The organism is Streptomyces sp. NPDC058279 (assembly GCF_042881255.1).
In the GTDB taxonomy this organism is placed as follows: Bacteria; Actinomycetota; Actinomycetes; order Streptomycetales; family Streptomycetaceae; genus Streptomyces.
In genome coordinates this window covers 289,295-310,753 of the sequence record NZ_JBHVYA010000005.1, presented here as the reverse complement: position 1 = coordinate 310,753, position 21,459 = coordinate 289,295, and the positions used below count along the sequence as shown (strand labels likewise).

At 66.4% G+C, this 21,459-nt stretch carries 17 protein-coding genes and 4 pseudogenes; 10 read left to right on the top strand and 11 right to left on the bottom strand.

Annotation, left to right across the window (positions count from 1 at the left end; all coding sequences use genetic code 11):
* Positions 1 to 46 precede the first annotated feature (46 nt).
* The 4 genes from ACFVXJ_RS13300 (at position 47) to ACFVXJ_RS13285 (ending at position 8,260) form a co-directional block, all read left to right on the top strand.
* Complete coding sequence (locus ACFVXJ_RS13300; protein WP_389661818.1) at positions 47 to 5,596, top strand: hypothetical protein; 5,550 nt, start codon at positions 47 to 49, stop codon at positions 5,594 to 5,596.
* 1 nt (position 5,597) lies between these two features.
* Entirely contained in the window at positions 5,598 to 7,337 is a 1,740-nt protein-coding gene (locus ACFVXJ_RS13295) for a hypothetical protein (protein WP_389661817.1), read from the top strand.
* A gap of 41 nt (positions 7,338 to 7,378) precedes the next feature.
* Positions 7,379 to 7,744 carry a hypothetical protein gene (locus ACFVXJ_RS13290; RefSeq protein WP_389661816.1) on the top strand — a complete coding sequence of 122 codons (366 nt, stop codon included), beginning with the start codon at positions 7,379 to 7,381 and terminating at the stop codon, positions 7,742 to 7,744.
* 132 nt (positions 7,745 to 7,876) lie between these two features.
* Entirely contained in the window at positions 7,877 to 8,260 is a 384-nt protein-coding gene (locus tag ACFVXJ_RS13285; protein WP_389661815.1) for an HU family DNA-binding protein, read from the top strand.
* 172 nt (positions 8,261 to 8,432) lie between these two features.
* Here ACFVXJ_RS13285 and ACFVXJ_RS13280 read toward each other — a convergent pair whose 3' ends face one another.
* On the bottom strand, positions 8,433 to 8,978 hold the full coding sequence (locus ACFVXJ_RS13280; RefSeq protein WP_389661814.1) for a hypothetical protein: 546 nt from the start codon (positions 8,976 to 8,978) through the stop codon (positions 8,433 to 8,435).
* Positions 8,938 to 9,345: a hypothetical protein gene (locus ACFVXJ_RS13275; RefSeq protein WP_389661813.1), complete on the bottom strand. Its 408-nt coding sequence runs from the start codon at positions 9,343 to 9,345 to the stop codon at positions 8,938 to 8,940. The genes ACFVXJ_RS13280 and ACFVXJ_RS13275 overlap by 41 nt, the downstream gene beginning before the upstream one ends.
* 497 nt (positions 9,346 to 9,842) lie before the next feature.
* Between ACFVXJ_RS13275 and ACFVXJ_RS13270 the strand changes: the two genes are divergently transcribed.
* Positions 9,843 to 10,337, top strand: coding sequence for a LysM peptidoglycan-binding domain-containing protein (locus tag ACFVXJ_RS13270; protein WP_389661812.1), 495 nt, complete (start codon positions 9,843 to 9,845; stop codon positions 10,335 to 10,337).
* Positions 10,338 to 10,684: 347 nt separating this feature from the next.
* Here ACFVXJ_RS13270 and ACFVXJ_RS13265 read toward each other — a convergent pair whose 3' ends face one another.
* Entirely contained in the window at positions 10,685 to 11,203 is a 519-nt protein-coding gene (locus ACFVXJ_RS13265) for a hypothetical protein (RefSeq protein WP_389661811.1), read from the bottom strand.
* A 238-nt stretch (positions 11,204 to 11,441) separates the two neighbouring features.
* On the opposite strand from ACFVXJ_RS13265, the pseudogene ACFVXJ_RS13260 reads away from it, so the two are divergent.
* Together ACFVXJ_RS13260 and ACFVXJ_RS13255 are read left to right on the top strand one after the other, a co-directional pair.
* Positions 11,442 to 11,618 (top strand): annotated as a pseudogene (locus tag ACFVXJ_RS13260) (helix-turn-helix domain-containing protein); the annotation flags it as partial.
* Positions 11,619 to 11,651: 33 nt separating this feature from the next.
* Positions 11,652 to 12,317: a helix-turn-helix domain-containing protein gene (locus ACFVXJ_RS13255; protein WP_389661913.1), complete on the top strand. Its 666-nt coding sequence runs from the start codon at positions 11,652 to 11,654 to the stop codon at positions 12,315 to 12,317.
* A 237-nt stretch (positions 12,318 to 12,554) separates the two neighbouring features.
* Here the strand turns inward: ACFVXJ_RS13255 and ACFVXJ_RS13250 are convergent, their stop codons facing one another.
* The 8 genes and pseudogenes from ACFVXJ_RS13250 to ACFVXJ_RS13215 all read right to left on the bottom strand — a co-directional run bounded on the left by ACFVXJ_RS13250 (position 12,555) and on the right by ACFVXJ_RS13215 (position 17,935).
* A complete protein-coding gene (locus tag ACFVXJ_RS13250) occupies positions 12,555 to 13,184 on the bottom strand; it encodes an HAD-IA family hydrolase (RefSeq protein WP_386463230.1) in 630 nt (209 codons plus the stop codon).
* Between the two features lie 274 nt (positions 13,185 to 13,458).
* Positions 13,459 to 14,694 (bottom strand): MAB_1171c family putative transporter, encoded by a 1,236-nt coding sequence (locus ACFVXJ_RS13245; protein WP_389661810.1) that lies wholly within the window; start codon positions 14,692 to 14,694, stop codon positions 13,459 to 13,461.
* Between the two features lie 8 nt (positions 14,695 to 14,702).
* Positions 14,703 to 15,287 carry a hypothetical protein gene (locus ACFVXJ_RS13240; protein ID WP_389661809.1) on the bottom strand — a complete coding sequence of 195 codons (585 nt, stop codon included), beginning with the start codon at positions 15,285 to 15,287 and terminating at the stop codon, positions 14,703 to 14,705.
* Positions 15,288 to 15,461: 174 nt separating this feature from the next.
* A complete protein-coding gene (locus ACFVXJ_RS13235; protein WP_389661808.1) occupies positions 15,462 to 15,755 on the bottom strand; it encodes a hypothetical protein in 294 nt (97 codons plus the stop codon).
* 670 nt (positions 15,756 to 16,425) lie between these two features.
* Positions 16,426 to 16,702 (bottom strand): annotated as a pseudogene (locus ACFVXJ_RS13230) (IS110 family transposase); the annotation flags it as partial.
* Between the two features lie 2 nt (positions 16,703 to 16,704).
* Positions 16,705 to 16,959 (bottom strand): annotated as a pseudogene (locus ACFVXJ_RS13225) (transposase); the annotation flags it as partial.
* Positions 16,945 to 17,100 (bottom strand): annotated as a pseudogene (locus tag ACFVXJ_RS13220) (transposase); the annotation flags it as partial. The pseudogenes ACFVXJ_RS13220 and ACFVXJ_RS13225, both read right to left, overlap by 15 nt.
* A gap of 31 nt (positions 17,101 to 17,131) precedes the next feature.
* Complete coding sequence (locus ACFVXJ_RS13215; RefSeq protein WP_389661807.1) at positions 17,132 to 17,935, bottom strand: CPBP family intramembrane glutamic endopeptidase; 804 nt, start codon at positions 17,933 to 17,935, stop codon at positions 17,132 to 17,134.
* A gap of 32 nt (positions 17,936 to 17,967) precedes the next feature.
* On the opposite strand from ACFVXJ_RS13215, the gene ACFVXJ_RS13210 reads away from it, so the two are divergent.
* From ACFVXJ_RS13210 to ACFVXJ_RS13200, 3 genes are all read left to right on the top strand, one after another.
* Entirely contained in the window at positions 17,968 to 18,429 is a 462-nt protein-coding gene (locus ACFVXJ_RS13210; RefSeq protein ID WP_389661806.1) for a hypothetical protein, read from the top strand.
* Between the two features lie 11 nt (positions 18,430 to 18,440).
* A complete protein-coding gene (locus ACFVXJ_RS13205; RefSeq protein WP_389661805.1) occupies positions 18,441 to 18,878 on the top strand; it encodes a hypothetical protein in 438 nt (145 codons plus the stop codon).
* Positions 18,879 to 19,099: 221 nt separating this feature from the next.
* Positions 19,100 to 19,435 (top strand): Lsr2 family protein, encoded by a 336-nt coding sequence (locus ACFVXJ_RS13200; protein WP_389661804.1) that lies wholly within the window; start codon positions 19,100 to 19,102, stop codon positions 19,433 to 19,435.
* Positions 19,436 to 21,459: the final 2,024 nt, after the last annotated feature.

Genomic DNA, 21,459 nt, shown 5'->3' with positions numbered 1-21,459 from the left:
TGTAGGCTCTACGCAACCCGGAGCATCCACAGGAAGCTGATTGACTATGAAGAAGGCACGTGGACTGCGGAAGTACTTCTACGAGTACGTCTACTACAAGGCAGTCGAGCAGGCCCGGGTGCAGGCCGGACAGGTCATTCCGATCTCCCAGGCCAAGGCGATCCGCGCCCGAGTCGACGAGATCCTCGGCCGGCGGGGCACCGCACTGGCCGACCCCCGGCTGGGCATCGCGGACTGCCTCTCCGCGATCGACCAGGCGTTCGAGGAGAAGGTGTCCGACTACGAGCCGCAGTTCGGTGATCATTCCCCGCAGAACGAGCGCTATCAGCAGCTGCAGCGGGAGTTCACCCGCGTCACCGGTGTCGGTGCCCAGGTCGACTCGCAGTCGGCCCGGCTGCCGATCAGCCCCTATGACCCCGACTGGTCCGAACGCGCGACCGTGAAGCGCGCCGGAACCGCGCTGCTGTACCTGCCGGACGAGACGATCGGACGCGTGGCCGGCGGCGAGGTGGAGACCCTGGCCGATCCGCGGCGCGGAAACATGGTGCTCTGGCGGGTCGACGACAATGGCCGGCCGTTCGAGGCAGGCCGCGCGATGACGAACGACGACGCCGCGGGACTCACCGCGCTCATGGACAAGATGAGCCGGCAGGAGTACGACCAGGTGCGCGAGTGGGTCATCGACGGCGGCCGGAACCCGCAGACGAACCGCGTCGACGGCAACCGCTTCATGTCCCGGCGCGCCGTGGCGCGCTCGGCAGCACTGCTCGAAGAGCTGAAGGCCCAGGGCGTGTCCTACGCGGTGATGCGCGACCGCGAGCCAGGTCAGATCAAGGCGAAGATCGCTGGGACCGGCATGGAGATCCGCCTCATCGACACACGCCAGGAGGAGTACGCCGGAGCTCGGATATACGACAACGGCACCGTGCTGCGCTACTCGACGAACCACCGGGTTCCCGGCGGCATGGCGGTCTACTCTCCCTCGCCGGCGGAGGCCGTCCAACTACTGCGCTTCGCCCAGGGACACCGCGTCGAGCGTACCGATCTTCCGGGGCGCGCCGCCGGCGAGACCGGCGCGACACACCAGGAGCCCGGCCGTGGCCGCATGGTGGTGGACGTGCCCGACAGCTACCACGTCGACCGTGAGTCGATGTTCGTGGTCGGCGACTACGTGGCCCCCGGTGAGTCCGGCCCTCGGCCCGGCTCGAAGGTGATGCTGCGCCGGGACGCGAAGAACCGCTCACTGCCGGCCTTTTTCCTCGACACCGAGTCGGCCGCGGCCTATGCGAAGACCGCCGTCGAGAGCGCTCGGGAGAACCTGCGGGCAGCCCTCGGCGTCGAGGATCTCATTGCTCGTGCCGAGACGGAGCTGGAGCGAACCGGCGGACAGCTGGATGCGATCGAACCGCCGGAGTACTCGGCTGACTCCGAGGTCGCTGCGATCCAGCGCTCGTACTGGGACGTGCTCACAGGCGCGCACAGCGAACTGCTGCGCCCGGGTGCGACCGAAGAGATGTACCAGGAACGGCTGGAGGGGATCGGCGAGCTGCAGGCCGAGGAGGCGCCCGAGATGGGCAACCTTGTCTACGGCGGCACCGCCGTGGACAAGGTCCGACAGCACGCTGAGGACGTTCCCTTCGAACTCATCGGGACCTGGGAGGCGGAGCCCCATGACGTCGACGGCGAGTGGGTCGATCAGCGCTTCAACCCGGAGCGGGTGGCGCGATACATGACCAGCCCCACCGGGCAGTGGTCGAACCTCGACAACCTCGCCTCAGCGCTTCGTCGTTGCGAGATCTCCCCTGACGAGATAATGGGCTCGACCTTCCAGACGACCCGGTTCAAGGACCGACTCGTCCGCTTCAACGCCGAGCGTTCCGTGCCGATCACCGATCACGAATCCGCGTTCATGCGGCGTATCGGGGTCACCGTGCGCGAGAGCATCGAGCGCAACGCGGCGACGGTCTCCGAAATCCTGGTCGACGCTCACGGCGTCATTCGCTGGAGTGGCGAGAAGCTTCGCCGTGACGGCAAGGGAACTCCGATCTCGGGTGAGATCGGCCAGGTCTTCGATGTCGGCGAGTACGGCGAGATCACCACCGCCTTCGCCGGCGGGCAGAACGCCCTGATCGTGCCCGGCTACGAAGCCACGATCACGGCCCAGACTCCGGGCGAGGCTCCGACCTCGGTCGAGGAGCGCACGCGCCTGCGCGGCTACGAGCAGCTCATGCACGAGCGCATCCAGTACCAGATCGCCGGTGACGTCATCACCGGGCGGAGCGAGACCGGCGAGCCCTCCTCGCTCAACACGGTCTACTCACAGCTTTACGGCACCAAGCACCCGATCGACTACATCGAGCGCGCCACCACGTACCAGCGGGACGAGTCCACCGGCGAGATCAAGGCACACCTGGAGGAGTGGACGGCAGCGATCCTGCAGACCGAAGCGCGCCGTGTGCGCTACGCCAACGAGATCAAGGCCGGCTCGACCGTCTACGCCGAGTACAGGGCCCAGCGCGACCGAACCGACCCGGCTGATGACAACCGCTTCGACGCCTGGCGTCTCACCGGCGGGCGGAACATGGCGGTGCTCACCGGCAAGGACCGGAACAACGTGGCCGCGCCCAGTGGCTACTTCGACCCGGTGATGACGGGAGGCGCGACCAACCAGGGCATCGTGCGGTACCTGACCACTCAGGCCCGGGTCGACAGCGATGGTCGTATCGTGCCGGGCGACGAGAGCGTGGCCGGACAGCGTGCGCCGCTCATGGCTCTACCCGAGCTCGAGACGCTGCGGTACGACCCGTTCGACCGTCAGCAGATGACGGCCTCGACGATCATGCAGTCCTCTGAGGTCACCGCGCCGGCGAAGACGGCGCTGATGACCTTCGGCGGCTGGACGGCTGATGACCCGATCGTGGTGTCTAAGGAATTCGCCGGGCGCCACCGCATCCGCGGGGCCGGCGGTCGGGAGCGCGATCTCGTCGTGGGCGACAAGATCTCGGATCTGCACGGCAACAAGGGCGTGATCTCGCTGATCGTCGACCGGGACATGCCTCTGCACGACGCGCAGCAGCAGGCCGTTGTCGAAGAGGTCAACTGGTTCCGGGCCAACCCGGGTCTGGACGTGGTGATGAGTCCGTTCAGCCTCATCTCCCGACGCAACGCGGGCTCGGCGCGCGAGCTGATGAGCGGGAACGTCTCCGATCTGCGCTCGCCCAACGGAGAACTGCGGCCGAGTGCCCTGGGCGAGATGCGCTTCGTGGTCACCCATATGGCCGTCGACGAGAAGACGAAGATCTACGACGACGAGCAGGTGCGTGCCGGCAAGGGCCGTAAGGCCTCCGCTCAGCTGGCCTGGGCGCTGCAGTCCCAGGACTGCCCGGCGATCATGCGCGAGTTCTACGGCCACAACAGCGGGGCCGAGTCGAGCCTGCGCGAGTACCTGCTGGTCACCGGCATGGACATGGACGCTGACGGCACGCTGCGCGTGATCGGCCAGGCCGAGGGCCTCGACGAGCGTACCGAGCGTCGGTTCGTCCCGATGCCCGACTTGCTGCGCACGCAGCCGCGCAAGGCGGGCCAGCTTCCCGGACTGAATACCACGGCGATGCGCAAGTCCTTCGGCGACCTCATTGGCGACCGCGGCGGCGACATGGAGATCCCGTTCCCGCTCACGTATCCGACTGGTGAGCAGACCGAGACGGTGAGCGCGAGCTCGTGGAAGCTGCCGGTGATGTCCTCGCATCTGCGCAGTGGTCAGGAGTTCGAGGATGGGTCCTCCGTCATGCACGACTACACCCGCAGCTACCAGGACGTCTTCGTGGAGGCCTGCCGCTACCGCTACATGGCCGAGCAGCTGGACGGCCAGGGTCTGTCCGCCGAGAAGCGCGCCGAGGTGCGTCGCGACATGAGCGAATCGGTCTCGCGCGCGCAGCGCGCCTTCGAAGCGATCACGACCGACGTCCAGAACCGAGTGCTGACAGGCAAGAGCAACATCTTCAAGACCGGGCTGATGTCCTCACGGCTCACCGACTCGGCGACGATGGTGTGGACCGCAGACCCACGGCTGGACGTCGACCAAGTTGCGCTCAGCTCGGTCAAGGCTGCGAAGTTGGGGCTTGCCGAGGGCGACCACGCGCTGGTGTGGCGTGACCCGGTGCTCCGTGACGCCGGTGTGCGCTACATGCGGGTCGCGATCGACGACCGGCTCACCGGCGCCGCGATCAACCCGGTAATGGACGCTTGCTTTGACGGCGATTTCGACGGTGATGCCGTCGCCGTGGTGAAGCTGCACAGCGAGGCAGCCAAGGCTGAGGCCCTGGCAAAGCTGTCGGTGCCGGCCAACCTGTTGGACACCGGAGTGGTCAAGGGCGATGGTTCACACCCGCTGGCCATGCAGGTGTCGCTGGACACCCAGGTCGCGCTCTCCAAGAACGCTGGAATGGCTGATGAGTTGGAGAGTTCGCGGAGCGAGGCGAACCGGCTCCGGCTGCGGGCAATCACGGGTTCGGATTCGCCGGAGGACATCAAACTCGCCCAGCAGATCGTGACGGAGGATCTGAGCGGGCTGTACCGCCAGGCGCAGCGTGGCGAGTTCGGTGCGGCACTGACGTTCTCGGATCGCGAGGCACACCTGCGGAGCATCCACGAGGTCTGTGTCAAGACCGGCGCCAAGGGGAACGAGAAGAAGCTCACCGACTACGCCCGGAACCTGGGCGATGCACAGGGCACGCCCGGCATCACCCAATCCGACCAGGAAGCCTCGATGTTCGCCACGGCGATCAAGTCCCACGGCACCGGCTTGGGTGGCTCGTTCAGCCAGCGCGCCGTGCGCGCGCTGCGCGGCGAGGATCTCAAGGCCGTCCTGGAGGTCACCTACCCGGTGACCCAGTCGATCCTGCAGGCGAAGCACGACGCTGCCGAGGCCCGGCACAAGTACGCGATGCTCCAGGGCCCCGGCCGTGATCTCTGGAGGGGCCGCAGCATCGAACATGTCGGCCCGGGCCAGTGGCGCACGGCATTCATGGACGGTGAGCCCGTCCAGGCTACGGCCGAGGAGTGGGAGAAGCAGTTCATCGAGTTCTACGAGTCCAAGGAGGGCTTCGGAGTCACGGTCAACCCGGAGTATGTGGCCCGCGTGGCCGTTGCGCTGGAGGACCCGACGACCGGGCTCATCCGCAACTTGGAAGAAGATGTGTCGCTGCGGGGCACCGTGATGGACCGGATGGCCTACGGCGGCGCGTTCGCCGATCTGGTCGAGGCGGCCAAGAACCGTGAGAGCGTCTATGACGGCGAGAAGAACGAGCAGTTCGCGTCCTCGGCGGCTCTGAAGGCTCGGGTGCAGATGTCGTGGCAGCTCGATCAGCTGGGCTCCACCGAGAGGCACAGCCTGGACCACGCCGTGATCGCTGTCGATGACTCGGTGGTCAAGCGCGACGTGATCTCTCCAGACGCGGCGGCGTCCCGCACCCGCGGCTCGCATCGCCGCTCCGCGCATGCCGTGGGCGTGGGCGCGAGGCGCCCGGTCTACACGCCGAGCATCGAGATCGATCAGCCCGAAGTCAACGACGGCGACTACGGGATGGGGTACTGAGATGGCACAGCACAAGGAACTGGGAACAGGACCCGCGGGCCGACGGCGCGCGATCAAGGTGCTTCCGGTTGGCGATGATCGGCTTCAGACCGGTGAGCCGAGGGGCAACACCTATGCCCACTGGGACTCGCGCTCGGAAGAGCCGATCGACGCCGAGGTGATCGACGATCCGGGGCCGCAGGACGCAGACGGTGCGCGCGCCTGGCGTGAGCGGCTCCGGGACCGTGCCCGCGAGTTCTTCGGTGAGAAGACCCGGAAGCGGATGGCCGACCGTGACCGCGTGCACGGGATCGACGTCGACCGGGCCGAGGACGAGAGAGAGGGCCTGGATCAGCGCGAGCAGCTACTCAAACTCAGGGCGGAGACGCGGCTGGCCTGCGAGAAGTACATGGCCTCGCTGCGGGACTCGAAGCTGTTGGTGCCCGGCTTCACCGACGAGGAGCGGACGCGGGATCTCGGCGTCATGCACCACGTCTACATGCAGATGATGATGCAGTCGTGTCTCAAGCCGCTCTCGCGCGGAGTGAATGCCAACTCGATCATCCAGGCGGTCGGCATGGTGATGACGATGCGGATGCTCGCCCCGGATTTCAAGAAGGAGATGGACAGCTACCTACAACCCCTCAAGGACAAGATCCAGGAGCGCATCGACACCAGGACCCGTGGCATGGTGGCCTTTGCCCAGAGCGGCATCACGCACCGGCAGAGGATCTTCAAGGACCTGCCGAGCGACGCCCGGCGCGAGCGCCTGATCGGCAGCACGGATCCGCGTGACCACCTGTCGAAGAAGTGGCGCGATCGCTTCGACGCCATGCAGCATCGTGAGCGCGGCCACCGGGAGATGTTCACCACGGACTCGGCAGCCATGACCGAGGTCGCGCTCATGGAGAACGCCTTCTGGAAGATGCGTGAGCCGGGCGCGGACGTCGGCCTGATCCGCGATGGCTACCGGGCGCTGCGCAAGCGGCTGCACGAGCAGATGAGCGAAGACGGCCTGGAGCGCCGGGAGGTCGTCCAGCGCGCCCGAAGGATCATCGGCGAGCGGATGGAGTACGAGCCCGAGCTGCGCACGATGTTCAACGGCGTGGCCCACGGACGGATCGTCAAGGCCCCCGCACACGAGGAGCAGATCGCCGGCTCCGACCGGGTCCACACGGTTTGGAGCGGGGAGTTCGACGACCAGTTGGGCCGGCGTCTGCCCGAGGACGGGATGTTCACACTGCGCCGCCCCATGGACGCGGACGCCCACCAGGTTCAGCTCGCCGAGACGATGAAGACCTCGCTTCTCGACGCGCTGGGCCGCGGCGACCAAGAGGCCTACGGGGGCAACATGCTCGGCTACCTGGTCGGCTTCGCGGCGCGGAAACAGGGTCTGGACACCAGCGGGCTGCCCGACATGCTCCAGCACCGCCTGGACCAGTCCGAGGTGATGATCGCGAGCATGGACATCGACGGTCTGCCACCCGAGGAGCAGCAGCGGGTCTACTCCAACGCCTACGTCGACGCGATGGAGGCAGTGAACGAGAAGTACCCGGATCTGGAGGCTCAGCTGAAGCGGAGCCTCGGAGAGAACTGGCAGCAGACACTGCAGACGGCGGTCGACGACCCCGGGGCCTTCTTCGAGGAGCAGCGGCTCAAGCCGCGGTCGCGCCCTACGGGTCCGTCGGCCGAGCAGGAGGCCGGCGCGCAGAACGACGACCCGAACGCTGAGGCCGACTCCGAGGACTTCCAGCCCACCTGAGCGCGATCCGAGAACACGAACAAGGAGCAGGAGGAGGGGGCATGAACCAGGAACAGAACGAGGGACAGCAGGTCAGGTTCGGATCGCGCTTCGCCCGGATGTTCGGCTACGTCACACCGGAAGATCGGAGCCGATGGGAGCAGCAGCGGGCACAGAACAAGTCGAACGTCAGCGCGCTCCGGCAGGGCGCGACGTCGGCACTGAGTTCGATGATGGAGTTCGGAGAGCGCAACATCGGCGCGAAGCTCGATGCGGCCCACCGCGTGGCGGCGCAGCAGCGGTTCGAGGAGTCGCACGACAAGGTCGTGAACCAGCGCCGCGATCCGAACACGCGGAGCATCATCGAGTCGGTCGACTATGAGCCCAGGGGCGACCGGGAGGGGATCGAGCCGGATCTGGAAATCTAGTCAAATGGGTAACGATAAGCATAGTGACTGCACTTGATACACCCGACTCCCCTTCTCCACTCATGACTGTCTCCGATAGACTGACTTCTAATTGGAACCGTTTCAGGAACGGCGATAGGACAGGGTGTAGACATGGAAACGACGAAGACACCGCGTGTCAATAAGCGCGAGTTCATCTCACGGGTCGCGACTCGCAGCCAGTTGCCCATACGAGTGGTGAACAAGGTCTACGAGTCGTTGCTTGGTGAACTCACTGGGGCGGTCAGCTGCGGAGAGGCGGTCGTACTCACGAGCTTCGGCCGCTTCTACCGGCAGGACCACAAGGGTCACAAGGTGCGCTTCGGCAAGAGCAACGTCGAGGACTACGTGGTTCTCAAGTTCTCCGCATCGAGCAGCTTCAACCGCCGACTGGGGGGCAATGAGGACGACGCCCCACCGGAGACCTACGGGACGATCGGGGATGCCGGCAAGTTCGAAAACGTCATTGAGGGTCGTGAGCTGCGGCCCGCGTCGTAGAAAGCGAGGAGCCGGCAGAAAGGAAAATCCCCGTGATGCCTGCAGGCATCACGGGGATTTTCTTTATGGATGAGATGAGTTCGGCCGCGGGGCTCAGCCGTCGGCGATGACGAAGATCAGCACGAGCGCGCCGACCGGGACGATGAGCACGCCGGCCACGGCCAGGTACAGGTCACTCGAACTGGTGATCAGGCTCGTTCATGGATGGCGTGTCGAAACTGCCGGTCAAGCGCTGCCTGGGGCGCGAGGGACTCGCAATCGGCTCGCGCTGCGCGGCCAGCTCGGCGAGAGTGAAGCCCACAGGGCGACCCAGACGCTGGCCGGCCATGTAGTAGGCCTGCCCGTTCGCGCGTTCACCCAGGGCGATGATCTCGCGGATAACGGGCTCGCCCGGGCGCTGGGGCGCGCGCTCCCGCCAGACGATCCGGTGCGAGGGCTTTGCATTCGGATCTGCGCCGACGTACGTGGTCTCACAATCGGAGAGGTCGGGATAACTGGGCGTGAACCCCAGCGGGTGCGTGCCCGGCGCGCCTTGCTGGATCCGGCCCAGCTGGTTGAGAGCCACGCGCAGGAGCCGGCCCTCTGGTCCTTGAGGTTTCTTCAGCGCAGCGTCGTGGAGAGTCTGGAGGTCCTGCTTGAGACCGGCGGTCGGCAGGATGCGGATGACAGGCCGACGCTCAGTCATGACGCTTCTTCTGCTGGGCAGCACGATGGTCATCCGCCCACTGCTGACCGAGCGGGCCGAGGCTCTCGGCCAGCTCTTCGATGGTCATGCCCGCCTCGCCGGAGGCGTCGGACTCCTGGATGCGGTGGGAGAGCTCGGCCTGAAAATCAGCCTCAGCGTGGACGTGGGCCGCGTGGTCGTACTTCATGAGGCGCACGAACGCGGCAAAGGGGATGATCGCGGCCTCGGGCTTGTTGCCGTCTCCGAAGATCAGCGGCGTGATCTGGCCGCGGCGATAGAGGTTCAGGACCGTGGCGAGTTCCTCGTGCCTGAGCTGGTCTGTGGGGACGACATTGACAGAGAACTTCGGGAGTTCGGCGCCGGGACCGCTGCCGCCGTGAGCATTGTCGTTGCGAGTCATACCTTCAGTATAGCCAGTCTCGATTGACTTGTTGTCGACTCGTATACGAGGGTCATCACCGAGTCGACATGGACGTCGAATGATGGCTCACTCCATCTCCGAGAGGCGGTCCTGGCAAGAGAAGGAGGAGCCCGCGCTCCAGTCCCGCACGGTGCGCATCAGGAGCAGAGGATCGATAGCCCACTCCCCCGGGGTTGACCCAGCCGGCCCCAGGTCGCAAGGTGTTCGGATCGCGAACCGGACCTCGGCGTGAATGATCGTCGCAGCGCTGTGCGTCTGGCGACCTCTCGGGCAGGGTTTCAACTACCATTCCATCCCTTATTGCATCGACTTGGATTCGACTATGAGTAGAATGTCAATGTCAGACGCGGATGACTCTGTATGCTATTCATAGAGGAGTTGAGGCAGGGATGGCGGCTACGGTTCAGAGGCCAGAGGGGACGGCGTCGAAGCCGACGGCACAGACGAGAGCAACTGCCCGGAGTCACACCGGCCCGATGGGCTTCGGCAACGGGCCGCTCATCGCGGCCGGCCTCATGGCGGGCGGAGCGGCGCTCCTCGCCGGCTGGGGCCTGACGCAGCTCACGACTTCCGACGGCGGCTTCACCCAGGCACTGCAGGGCAATCACGCCCCGACCGAGGCACCGGGCAACCCCTACGAACAGAACGCCGGAGGCAGCCGCGCTCAGCAGCCGAGCGAGACCGGCACGGGGAAGCAGGACGAGAGCGGGGCGAGTCCGACTTCGAAGCCCGGTCGCGGCGGCGAGAACAAGGACGAGGACGAGGACGAGGACAAGGGCGAGCCCAACGGATCGGGCGCACCCGCCGAGCCCGCGCCGAAGACGAAGCCGCGCACCATCGTGCCAGGCGATACGCTCGCCGAGATCTCAAGGAGGACGGGGGTTCCGATCGGCATTCTGGTCGAGGCGAACAAGATCCAGAATTCGGATCTCATCAACCAGTGGGCCTCGCGGCTCATCCCACGGGCGTGACGACGCGACAGGGCAACACCATCACGTACCGAGCCTGAATCGACGCCCTGACGCCACGAGGCCGTCAGGGCGGCATCGCGGGTTCCACTCCTGGAAGGCGACTGTGCCGAAGATGAACTGCGTGACCTCGCGGGGCTCACCGCCAGGCGTCACCCGGGACCGACGTCAACCGGGACCGGCATGAGCCGGTCCACGGCATGCCCGCACTCGGCCTGGGTTCGACACCCGGATCAGCTGTGCCGATCCCCCCTCGTTGCGAGGATGCAGCACTGGAACAGCGTCACAGATCAGGCGACCCCGCCGGCAGCCCACCGGCGGGGTCGTCTGACCTACGAGATCGTGGCCCCTCACGCCGCATCAGCCCCGTCGGACTCACCTTGGCCAAACAGGAATCCGCGGACCTCGCCGTTCTTCATCATGTCCTGCAGGTGCACCAAGAACACCGCACGCTGCGTGGCCCGGCGATCGGCCAAGGGCTCGTACTCGCGGAGCACCTTCAGGTTGACGACCCAGCCGTTCTCGCGAGAGATGGCCTGCTCAAGCTGGGAGTTGGGCACCACGTCCATCCCAGTGAAGTCGTGGTCGAACTCGGAAGCGATGTCGAGGTGTTGATTCGGCCCGTCGACGTAGAGCGTGTCCACGCCGACCTGCCGGCCGGCCTCGTCGAACGCCACGAGGAACACGCGGTCTGCCCGGGTGGTGTTGTCGACGTGGACCGCCGAAACGTTGGTGTCACCGATGAAGCTCGTCTCCTCGAACCGCTCGGACACGCGGGCACGAGCCTCATAGCACCACATGATGCGCCGAGCTTCGTTGAAACCTTTGAACTCGCCAGAGTTGGGCAACTCTGAGTGAGACTGGATCATCGGTGGGATCCTTCCAGGTTCCTAGGCCGTTGCATGACCTGGTCCGGTGGACCCGCCTTGAACAGGGCGGGTAGTTGAGCGATGGACTAATCGGGGCATAAGATCGACGCGCGAGCAGAGCCCCACCGTAAGTGCGATACAGAAACGTACGGTAGATGCATGGATCGATCAAGCCGGTTTCCGTTAGGGTTCTCTCGTCGCCACCCGAGGTCCAGACCGCCAAGTCGCAGGAGTCCATGTGCCACGTCAGTTCGACGGCAGCCGAGTGCGAGCTGTCAGACGGGGCAAGGAGCTCAGCCAGAAGGAGTTGGGCGCGAGAGTAGGCGTCCGCGGCCCCACCGTGGCGCGATGGGAGAGCGGCGAGGAGTTCCCCAAGGGGGAGAAACTCCCGGGGATCGCGTCGGCACTTGGTCAGGACCTTGACGCCCTCTTCCCCTACGACGGGCCCGTGGACCTGCAGTTGCTCCGCTGCGACGCCGGCCTCAGCGTGGCGCAGGCCTCCGAGGCCATCAACGCCAGTCGCGTGCCGCTGAGCAACGCGGAATCCGGCAGGCGTCGGCTCCAGGATGCCTACGTGGGACCTCTCTCGCACGCCTACGGGGTGACCACGGAAGAGCTACTGGCCGCGCAGGACGTCTCGTTCGGGCTCCGCAGGGGGCGGCCGCTGAAGGAAGCTCGTCCGTCTGCACCTCGCACGGTCGGCGAGAAGATCAACTATCTTCTGGAGCACGGGTACGCAGGCCAGGCGTCCCCGTCCAACGAGCAGATCGCGCAGGCCGTCAACGAGCACAGCGGCACGACGCGCATGACTGCCGATGATATCGCCACGCTGCGTTCGGGCGCCCCGACGACCGTCTCGGACGAAGTACGCGCCGGCCTGGCTCATGCTCTCCAGGTCGACATCGCCCTCTTCCAGGACGACGCCGAGTTGAGCCCAGCGGCCGGTGAATTCCTCGAAGCCATCCGCTTCCTGGGGTCGATCCACCAAGGCCAGATCCTCGGCCTCGCCGCCCGCGGCAACCAGGCAGGGCTGTCGGCCGGCATGATGGCCAAGATCAACGAAGTCGTCGGAGAGCTGAAGAACAAGCTGCCGGGCGAGCAGAGCGAGCAGTGACGCGGCGCCACGCCTTGACAGCGCCGCCGAGCCGTCCGCCCCTGGCCCTGGCGGAGCCGGCCGCTTGCCGCCCTCAGCCTGACGCCCTTCGCGGCTGAACCGCCCCCGCAGTCCTGAGGCGTACGACCAGGGTCCCGAGCCGCACCGGCACAAGGCAGATCCCCGGCCGTTGACGACCTCGCAGTGAGGTGGCCAACGGCCGGGGACGGTTGGACCAGGCGCCTGCCCGGGGGCCGGCTACGGCGCGGCGGTGAGGTCCACGCCCAGCAGGTTCGACAGGTCGGCCACCGTCTGCCTGGGGTCCTTGTTGTGCACCCCCGCGAAACCGAGCTGCTCCGCCGCCTGGACGTACGCCTCGGTGTCGTCGACGAAGACGCACTGCTCGGCAGGCATCTCCATCAGCTTGAGCGTGATCTCGAAGAGCTCGGGGTCGGGCTTGCGCAGCCGGTGGTGCTCGGAGATCACCACGACGTCGTACAACTTCTCGAGGTCGTAGCCGTCGTAGAGGTCCCAGGGCGCGAGGCCCACCGAGTTGGACAGGATGCCCACCTTGATGCCCGCTCGCCGCGCCGCGGCGGCCGCGTTGATCAGCAGCGGCTCCGGACGCAGGCCTCCGAAGATCCTGCCCATCAAGTTGTCGGGAGAGACGCCCAGCTTCTTGCCGGCAATCTCGTTCCACTCGGTCTGGCTGACCGCTCCCCGCTCGAGGTCGCCGGTGATCCGGACGCCCTCTTCGTCCTGGTACAGGGCCGAGATGCATGCACCCTGGGGAAGCCCTTCACGCTGCTCGAAGGCGAGCACCACGGGCAGGAGCGGTGTGGTGAGCACGCCTCCGAAGTCGAGGACGAGGCCGGTGCGCTGAGACATGCAGGAACTCCAGTGCTGAGAATCTGGGCGCCGCCCGTACCGGACAGCGTTCCGGCCCCGGCATGCGCGTGGCGGCGACAGCGCCTGCGCTTCGCTTTCCAGGGTCGGCGGTATTTACAGGGCGGAAAACGATGCCACCCACTGTCTGGCCCACGGTACCAGCCGCCTCTTTGCGGAACTGGCGACCCCGCCCGAATCCGAAGGGCGGCAATAGCACCGGAGGGCTGTCTTCTATTTCACGCGACCTCCCAATCGAGTCGACTTCTTCAGCGTTTTACGCGTCCGGTTCAAGACTCAGCTCCGCAGACTGCTCCAGAAGCTCTTGAGCGTCGCCCGGGGTGATGACCGCGTAAGCCTTGCTCACTCGCACGAGCCAAGCCGCCTCGCTGTTCGTGTCAACGAAAGGTTTCTCCTGGAGCGGGGCCGTCGCGTACTGGCCGGCCTTTGTGGAGGCAGCGGCACGGAGCGCCGCGGCGATCCAGTACGCCTCGGCGCCCGGCTCGGGGTCGGGGTGCGACGCGGCTGCCTCCTCGGCAGCCCACAGGAGCGTCTCCGGGGCGTAGTACCGGAGCTTCTCGCAGACATCAGCGATGTCCTGGGTCCATCGGTCCAGGCGGACATCGCTGGGGACCCGCATGTGGATCAGCTCGGCAAGGCGCGACCCGGGCGGGTAGAGACTCGTTCCGGGGAAAGCCTTCACCAGGTCGAACCAGAGCGGGTGAAGCCGGTAGAGGGTCTTCCATGTCTTCCAGCGAGCAGCAACGACGCTGGTGGTGGGGATGCTCGCGCCTACGGCCACGATCAGGAAGAGCAGGTTCATCCACATCGCCGTGAGATCAATGAGCATCTCCATTGTGGAATGACTCAGCGGGAAAAATACCGCCGTCCACACGATGACGATTCGGGCCGTCGTGTGGAGGAGCCCCATCCACATCGAAATTCCCATGAGCCTGAGACCGATTCGCATACTGATCGTCTCGGCTTCTCGCGCCCCCCGCGACCACTGGTAGCCACAGACGGAGGTTGTGACGAGCGGGAAGAAGTAGAAGACGCTCATATACACAGCGGCGCCTAATTCCCCTGCATGATCACTGAGAAAGTCTTTACTTTGCCGCTGGCGGTCCACAACGGTGAAAAAGAGAATGGTGAGCAGGGTCACGCCGATTGCGCCCACCGGGTAGGAGGCACGGGCGATCCAGCGCGACACCGTGACGTGTCGTGGCACCACGGCCTCGGAGCTCTTGCCGTAGCTGGTCGCAACGTACGTCAAGGACGCGATGATGGCGGCGGTGCTGGCGAAGTGCCTCAGGAGGGCGCTCAGATCGATCACGGGGATGCGGTCCACGGCCTGCATCGCTGCCGGTGTGTAGAGCCACAAGGCCACGGAGAATCCGGCGTAGCCGCCCCAGAGGGCTCGGCGGTGGGCGTCACCGTACCGGACGGCGGGGAATCGCCAAACGGCTATGAGGGTCATCACTGCCGCGGTCAGGTACCTGAAGAAGTCGAGCATGCCGTCCGTCATTCGTTCTTGGAGCCACGCCGCGGCGGAGCAACCGGGTGGGAGAGCGAGGACTCCAAGAGGCTGACCATGTCGTCGCCGGCCAACGGCTGGCGGTGGGCCAACCTCTTGATCAGGGACGCCGACAACTCGGCCTGCTGCTCCTCCGGGCTGTCGTAGTTCACGCGGCCTTGGACCAGAGCCAACGGGAATCGACGAAGGACTTCCTCCCGGATGTGCTCAGGGACGTATCGCTCGACCTCTTCATCGTTCAGGGTGCTCCCGTGGTCCAGCCACTCGTGCGCCAGCTCATGAAGGATGATGTGCTCGGTCTGGTTCCGGCTGGATCGGCGCCGGTAGAGCACGACCGTGAACTCCGGCGTCCTGACTCGAAGGCCGCAGGCCGTTCCCAGCCCTCCGTCCGGGTCGTCAAAGGGCACCAGCCGAATCTGACGCTTCAGTGCGTGCTCCATGTTCCGGACCAGCGCCTCGACACTGAAGGGAGTGGGCACAGGCAGATCGGCGAGCAGCTTCTCGCATTCCTTCAAGAGGGCGCGTCGCGAAGGGTCCCTGCGCCACTGCATGACTGCTCTCGCGAGGTGCATCGGCGTTGTACCGCCTGGTTCTGCACGCAACCCGTCACTTTCCCCGCTCCGGGCGGTCTTCCGTCGAGCAGCCCACCTCATCGCCCCGTCCCCCCTCGCCCCTGCCCCGTTTGCTTGCGGGGCTCCACCCACCCCGCGCCCAGTCATGCGTTCGGCAGGCTGAGCCAGTAGTCGTCACACTTTCCGCGTGTGCAGTGAACCCTCGCTTCGCTGCCCAGCCTGACGACGTGTGGTGACCATGTGGAGCACGTCGTGGACGACGTCCAGCACCATGGCCACGGCCTTCACCGCCCGCCCGGGTGTCTCCTTGACCGCGCCGCCCCGCTGCGCCGCGCGGACCGCGACGGCAGCGGTGCAGAGACAGAACAGGTCCATGCCTGTCGGCAGACGCAGGACGCGGGCAAGCGGTTCCACGGAGTACGGGACTTCAGCGACAACCTCGAACGCAACGGTGAACACGAAGGCCATCGCGATGACGGCGCCCGTGAACGCCCGGGTAACAATGCGGTGGACTGGTCGTGATCCACGGGCACTGGGCGGGCGGAGGATGTTGTCAAACGGCTGCGCCCAGCGCTTGGTTCTCTCAATGATGTTCCCGGACGCTCTGCGTACGGCACGGCGGCTGACCGTATGCCCCTTGCCGACGCGGCGAGCTTTCCACCGCATGTGCTGGCCCTACCCCCGTTGCGGAACGATCAGCAGGGCCAGGCCAACCAAAGGTGTTGATCATCCAGCCCACTTGAGAGTCCGTACGATATCCCTACACACAACGATCCTGTCAAGTCGATTGCATTTAGCGTGCGTTCGGGTGTAAACGGGACCGGCGCCCGCCGTATCGGGCTGCCGACGGCGAACGCCGCGGGCATCATCGTCGAGAGGTACTCGGCGTGGTGATGTCCGACTGCGGCGAGGGCGACGACATTGAGTGCTCCCAGGGTGCTGCCCGCCCCGAACAGGGCTGCCGCCAGGGCGCGCAGGCCGGGGGTGCGGATCGGGCCGAGCCGGTGCGTGCGGGTGCGGGACGGCTTCCACGTGGCGATGAGCACGAAGCCAGAGCAAGTAGCGGGCCGCCGATGAACACGAGCTCCTGGGCGCGGGCGTCGAGCGAGAGCGCGGCTCGCCGTTCGTGAGGGCCTCGCACGACGACGGCGGTCCTGACTCCGCCTCCGGGCATCGATGTCAGGACCGGGTGAAGAGAGTGGGCCTCCAGCAGGGTGCCGATCTGGGCTTCCAGTGCCCGACGCCGTTCGTGTACCGCGGCACGCGAGCGGGCCGGCGAGGGGATGACCACGCCGAGGGTGCCCGTTCCCGGGACCACTACGGTCTGTTCGTCTCGCGCAGTGCGGCGGGGATCCGTAGCGATGGAGGAGTCAGGTGACGGCAGGGTGGTCCAGCCGTGGGTCCAGGTCCCGCTCCGGTAGGCGACTTCGCAGCCTGCGTCGCGGGCGACGGTCAGTGGCGGGGCACCGATCGAGGCGGGCTCGTCCGCGATCACCAGCATGGTGCCGAACTTGGCCTTGAGCTTGTCGAAGACGGCCCGCAGCTTCGGTTCGCTGTCGGGCATCGGCTTGTCGAAGACCTCCTTCCCGGCCGGGGTCAGCCCGTGGCCGTGGTGGGCGGTCTTGCCGACGTCCTGATCTTCTTGTCGCGGGAGGTCGGCTTCGCCACGGATTGACGAGCCTGAGCTGCGGGTCGCCGGGGCCAGGCCGGCGTGGGCGGCAGACGGGGAGCCGGATCCGTCGCCCACGTCGATGATGATCCGTGCTCCGGTCCTGACGCCGATCGCCGGCATGGACGTCAGGACCTTGGCGACATCGTTTTTCAGAAGAGGCTGAGTACCTCGCTCACTGCATCGCGGACTCGCTTCCCGAGGCCGGGCCTGCGCTTGGCGCAGTCAAGCCGGCGACCCGCCGGTAGAGCCCAAAGGCACAGCCGGCGAAAGCCAGGTACAGGAGCGTCGCGGAGACGGGGTTCGCCAGAGCGACGAAGACCTGTGCTGGGACGAGGGCGGCAGCGAGGTTGAAACCCAGGTGCAGGAGCACACAGGGCCACAGCACGCGCGTGTGTTCGTAGATCAGGGCCAGGAGCACCGCCAATGGCAGGGTCGAGGCGAACTGCACCGCGTTGCCGTGCAGCAGGCCGAACACCACGGCGGTGACCAGCGTGGAAGCGAGTATGCTCACCCGCTTGCGCAGCAATGGGTAGACCAGCCCTCGGAACAGGGCCTCCTCCCCCGCAGGAGCCGCGACCATGGCGAGCAGCAGGGTCGCCAGCACTCCAGCCGCGTGCCGCGTCTGGTTCGACGCGTCGAAGCCTGTGGACCCGGTCGTGGCGTAGATCCACAAGGCCATCGACTGCCCGGCGAGGAATGCCAGAACCGCGCAGCCGACGACGGTCCACCCGAAGCGCGGAATTTCCACGCTCGGCCGCGGGGCCGGCGCATGCGCGAGCCACAGGGGCCGCTGGATCCTCACCGAGCCGACCAGGAGGACAACAAGCATGCCCAGGACGCAGGTCGCGACGATCGGCTCTCCGATGAGGCGGACCGCGACGGTGCCCAGACCGAGGTAGACCGCGACGACGGCGAACGGCACGAGGGCGCACCACCCGATGCCGAGCAGACGCGAAGTGATCGGTGGCGTCGTCATGGTCTCCTCCTGTACGGGCTCAAGCACCCGTGGTGATCTGTTTCGATCTCGACGACCGGCGTGGTGAAGCCGTGCCCGAAGGCCTTGAGGCCCTCGGTCCGGCGCACCGGCTCGAACGGCGGCCGCAGGTCTTGAGGGCCGGCGTCGCAGTCGGCGTCCGGGCCGAGCACGAGATCGCCTTTTGGGCCATCGGTGCTGACAGCGAGCAGGGCAACCCGGGCGGTCTCCTGCGGCACGGCGACCAGGTGGCCCAGCTTCGCGGCCTTCGCGACGCGAAGGCCGCGGGCCTGCTGGTGTCCGATGGCGCTGAGACCGTCGTGCTGCTCCAGGCTGGTGATGATGTCGAACCACCTCGACGCGCGGCCAGAGACCGGTCCCGGCGGTGGGTTCTTCCGAAGCCGAAGAAGCCCTCGTCGCGGTCGTCGACGTTTCGGATCCTGCCGACCCGGGCGAAGGTCTTCGGCACGATCGCGAAGCCCTCGAAGCCCCGGTAGGAGACCGGGCGATGCGGCTCGGTGCGCAGCGGCTGCATCAGTCTCGACTGCTCGATGTCGGTGGCATCGGGGTCGGTGTCGAACCCACCCCGGGGATGGGGGATGGTCTTCGGCGCGACGACGCGCAGCAGGAGGGCAATCGAGATCGCATCGCGCACCAGCCGGCGGTTCTCGTACAGGACGGGCATGACGTCGGAGACAGTGCCGAGCCCGGCGAACAGACGCAGCAGGCGGATCTCCCAGACCTTCTGGGCGTGGGTCTCGTCGAGCCGGCACGGGTCGACAGTGACGTCCGCGGTCGAGCCCGGGGCGAACTCCTCGTGGTGGTCGGCCACCAACGTCGTCCAGCCGGGGGCACGCGCGGCGGCGACACCGCGGTGGGAGTCTCCGGCATAGCAGGTGCGCAGTCGATGTCCTCGTCGGTGAGCGAGTGGTCGTCGACGGCATGAAGCGTGGACATGGTGGAGGCCCTCTCGATGGAGTCGCTGGTCGCTGGAGAACGAGGTACGAGACACTCTTTCAACGGCGCTGCGATTTTAGCAGTAACAGTCACTTCTTCTGCCAATCCATCAGCATCTTTGAGACTCATTCGGGTTCCAAATGGCGCACTTATATCGAATGAGTTCGACAGGCTTTCCAAAGTCCTTGCGCATCGGCTACTCTCACCGGTATGGCTATTCGAAGCATTGTCGAGTCAGATCTCAGCGGTAAGCCGGATGCGGCTACCGTGACCTTCGGCCTGGGAGACACCTGGTACGAAGTCGACCTCACGGCTGAGGAGAGGAAGGGCCTTGAGGCCGCACTGAAGTCCTACCTGGAGGTCAGCCGGAAGGCCGGGAAGCCTGCGCCCAAGAAGCGAGTCGTACCTGAGACGACTGCCGAGGAGCGAGAGAAGATCCGCGAGTGGGCCAAGGAAGAGGGCTATGAGTTCGCGGAACGGGGGCGCATCCCGAAGAAGGTCATGAAGGCCTACGACGAGGCTCACGGCATCGATCGGAGCAACTAGCGCCGAGCCTGATGTTCGCCTCCTGGCCGATTTCTCTCATTCACCCCGATGGGCCCTGCAGCACACTGCAGGGCCCATCGCGCGTCTTCAGACCGGATGGATCCCATAGGACGTCTTGATCCCCGCAGCTCACGATCGAGCCCTGCGGTGGAGGTGCCGTGTGAGAAGTGCCCCGGTGCATCCGGCATGAGCTGCTCCTGGCTTCACATCGGGCATCCGGGCGACCGGGAGAGGTCGGGAAAGGCCGTGCACAGCACCTGAGCCCCGGCCTCGCGGAAGTCCTCGGCGGCGTCGACCGCCTACCTCCTGGTTCCGCTGGAATCCGCCTACTCCCGGGCCGACCAGTCGGCGGGAAAGATGACGATCTCCGAGCCTGCGTCCCGCCACATCGGTTCCGCCCTCGTGTCAGCCCCCTTGGGACAGTGCCCCGAAAGAAGCCCCGGCCGACCGGCCGGGTGACGTTCTTGGGCCCCCAGCCACGCCCGGCGTCGTCGAATGTCTCAGGCATGCTCTTCGCCTCGTTCCAGCTGCGGGAACCGGTGACCAGGACGACGTGCGAGAACGACTCTGGAATCATTTCAGCAATCATTCGAGTCTCCTCTCCTGGTGACTCGGCGGTCTCCACAGCCGGAGTCGAGAGCCGCGGTCCTGGCGTCTGTGCAGGCGCGGCGGCCTGCGTGCCGCTGCCCCATTCCGGCCGCCCTCTCCCGCTGGAGCTCGACGCCAATCCGAGCGTCACCACACATCGGCATGAGGTGGACGATGTACATCCCGTCACCGCTGCGGGGGATGTTCACGGTGACGACCGTGCTGTTCTCGTCATCGGTTGAGTCGACGTCGTCGACGTCCCCGACTTCGCCGGAGCGCATCCTCGGCAACGGCTTCGCTGTTCGACTTCCACAACTTCGGCACGCAGCGGGCTCCTCCATCGCAGGACGAGTTCGGACCGGGGCTGTGTCGTCGTGTGCCTCTTCGTGGACTTGGGCGGACTAGCGACCATCGAGTGCGGACCCGGTGGGTCCGTGTGATCTCGATGTCCAGCCCAGCTCCTGCGGCGACCCTGCCGGCTGACGACCCGGAAGGTCCCGCTGGAGTGATCCACCACGGGTCGATCGCACTGCCGGCCACCGCGCGGAGCGTCACTCCTCGGCTGAGCCAGGCGCTGCGTGCCTGCCCATCCACTACGGCCCCCTTCACCCCTGCCCACACGTCTGTGGACGACTGCGGCGAGGCGGTGTCGGGGGTTGCCTCTCAAGCGCAGGGCCGGCATGGCCAGAGGGAGCGCCGGCGACCGACGGACCGGCGAGCCAATCGACCGGTGGGACCCGTCGGCCACGTCTGACACGCCATCGGAGCGCGGTGAAGAGGCCGAGCGGAGCGAGGATCCGCAGGACACGTGTTATCAGATTCCCTTATGCCCTTTCACGTCTCTGTCACCGTCCCACCGTTCCACGGCTGGAGCCTTGGCGGAAGCCTGGAACATCAGGGGAAACGGGCCGTACCCTCTCGACTCGTACCCCTCCCCCCTTTCGCGCCGCGGGGGTACGGGGCAGGCTGTCTCGCCTGGTCATCACGTCTTCTGGCGGTACTGCTGTTTCGCCGTTCGGGATAAGGCCGTACCCCGTGCCGAGCCGTCCTCGTGAGGCACGAACGAGGCGGGGTACGGGTCTGCTCCCGACGGGGCACAGCTCCGGTGCATCCCCTTGCCGCCGCAGGCGGCAAGGCCCTCGCCCAGCAGCGGATCCGTCCTCTCACGACGCCGTCTCTTCGGCTGTCGATGACGCTCGACTTCATCGCTCGCCGCTGACGGCATAGCCGGCCTCTCACCATCGTGCTGCGCCGGCTGCACCAACTGGCTTTGTGTGCTCCGGTCGTTGCTCCGGTGCTGCTGCGGCAGCGTGCCGACACGTCACCCGCACCGCGGCCGAGGCGGGCGTTCGGCACTACCTTGTCGAGACCATCGGGCCCCGGGCCGTGTTTCGTTTCGCGCTTGCGCGGCAAGCCCGGGGCGATCTCTCGTGGAC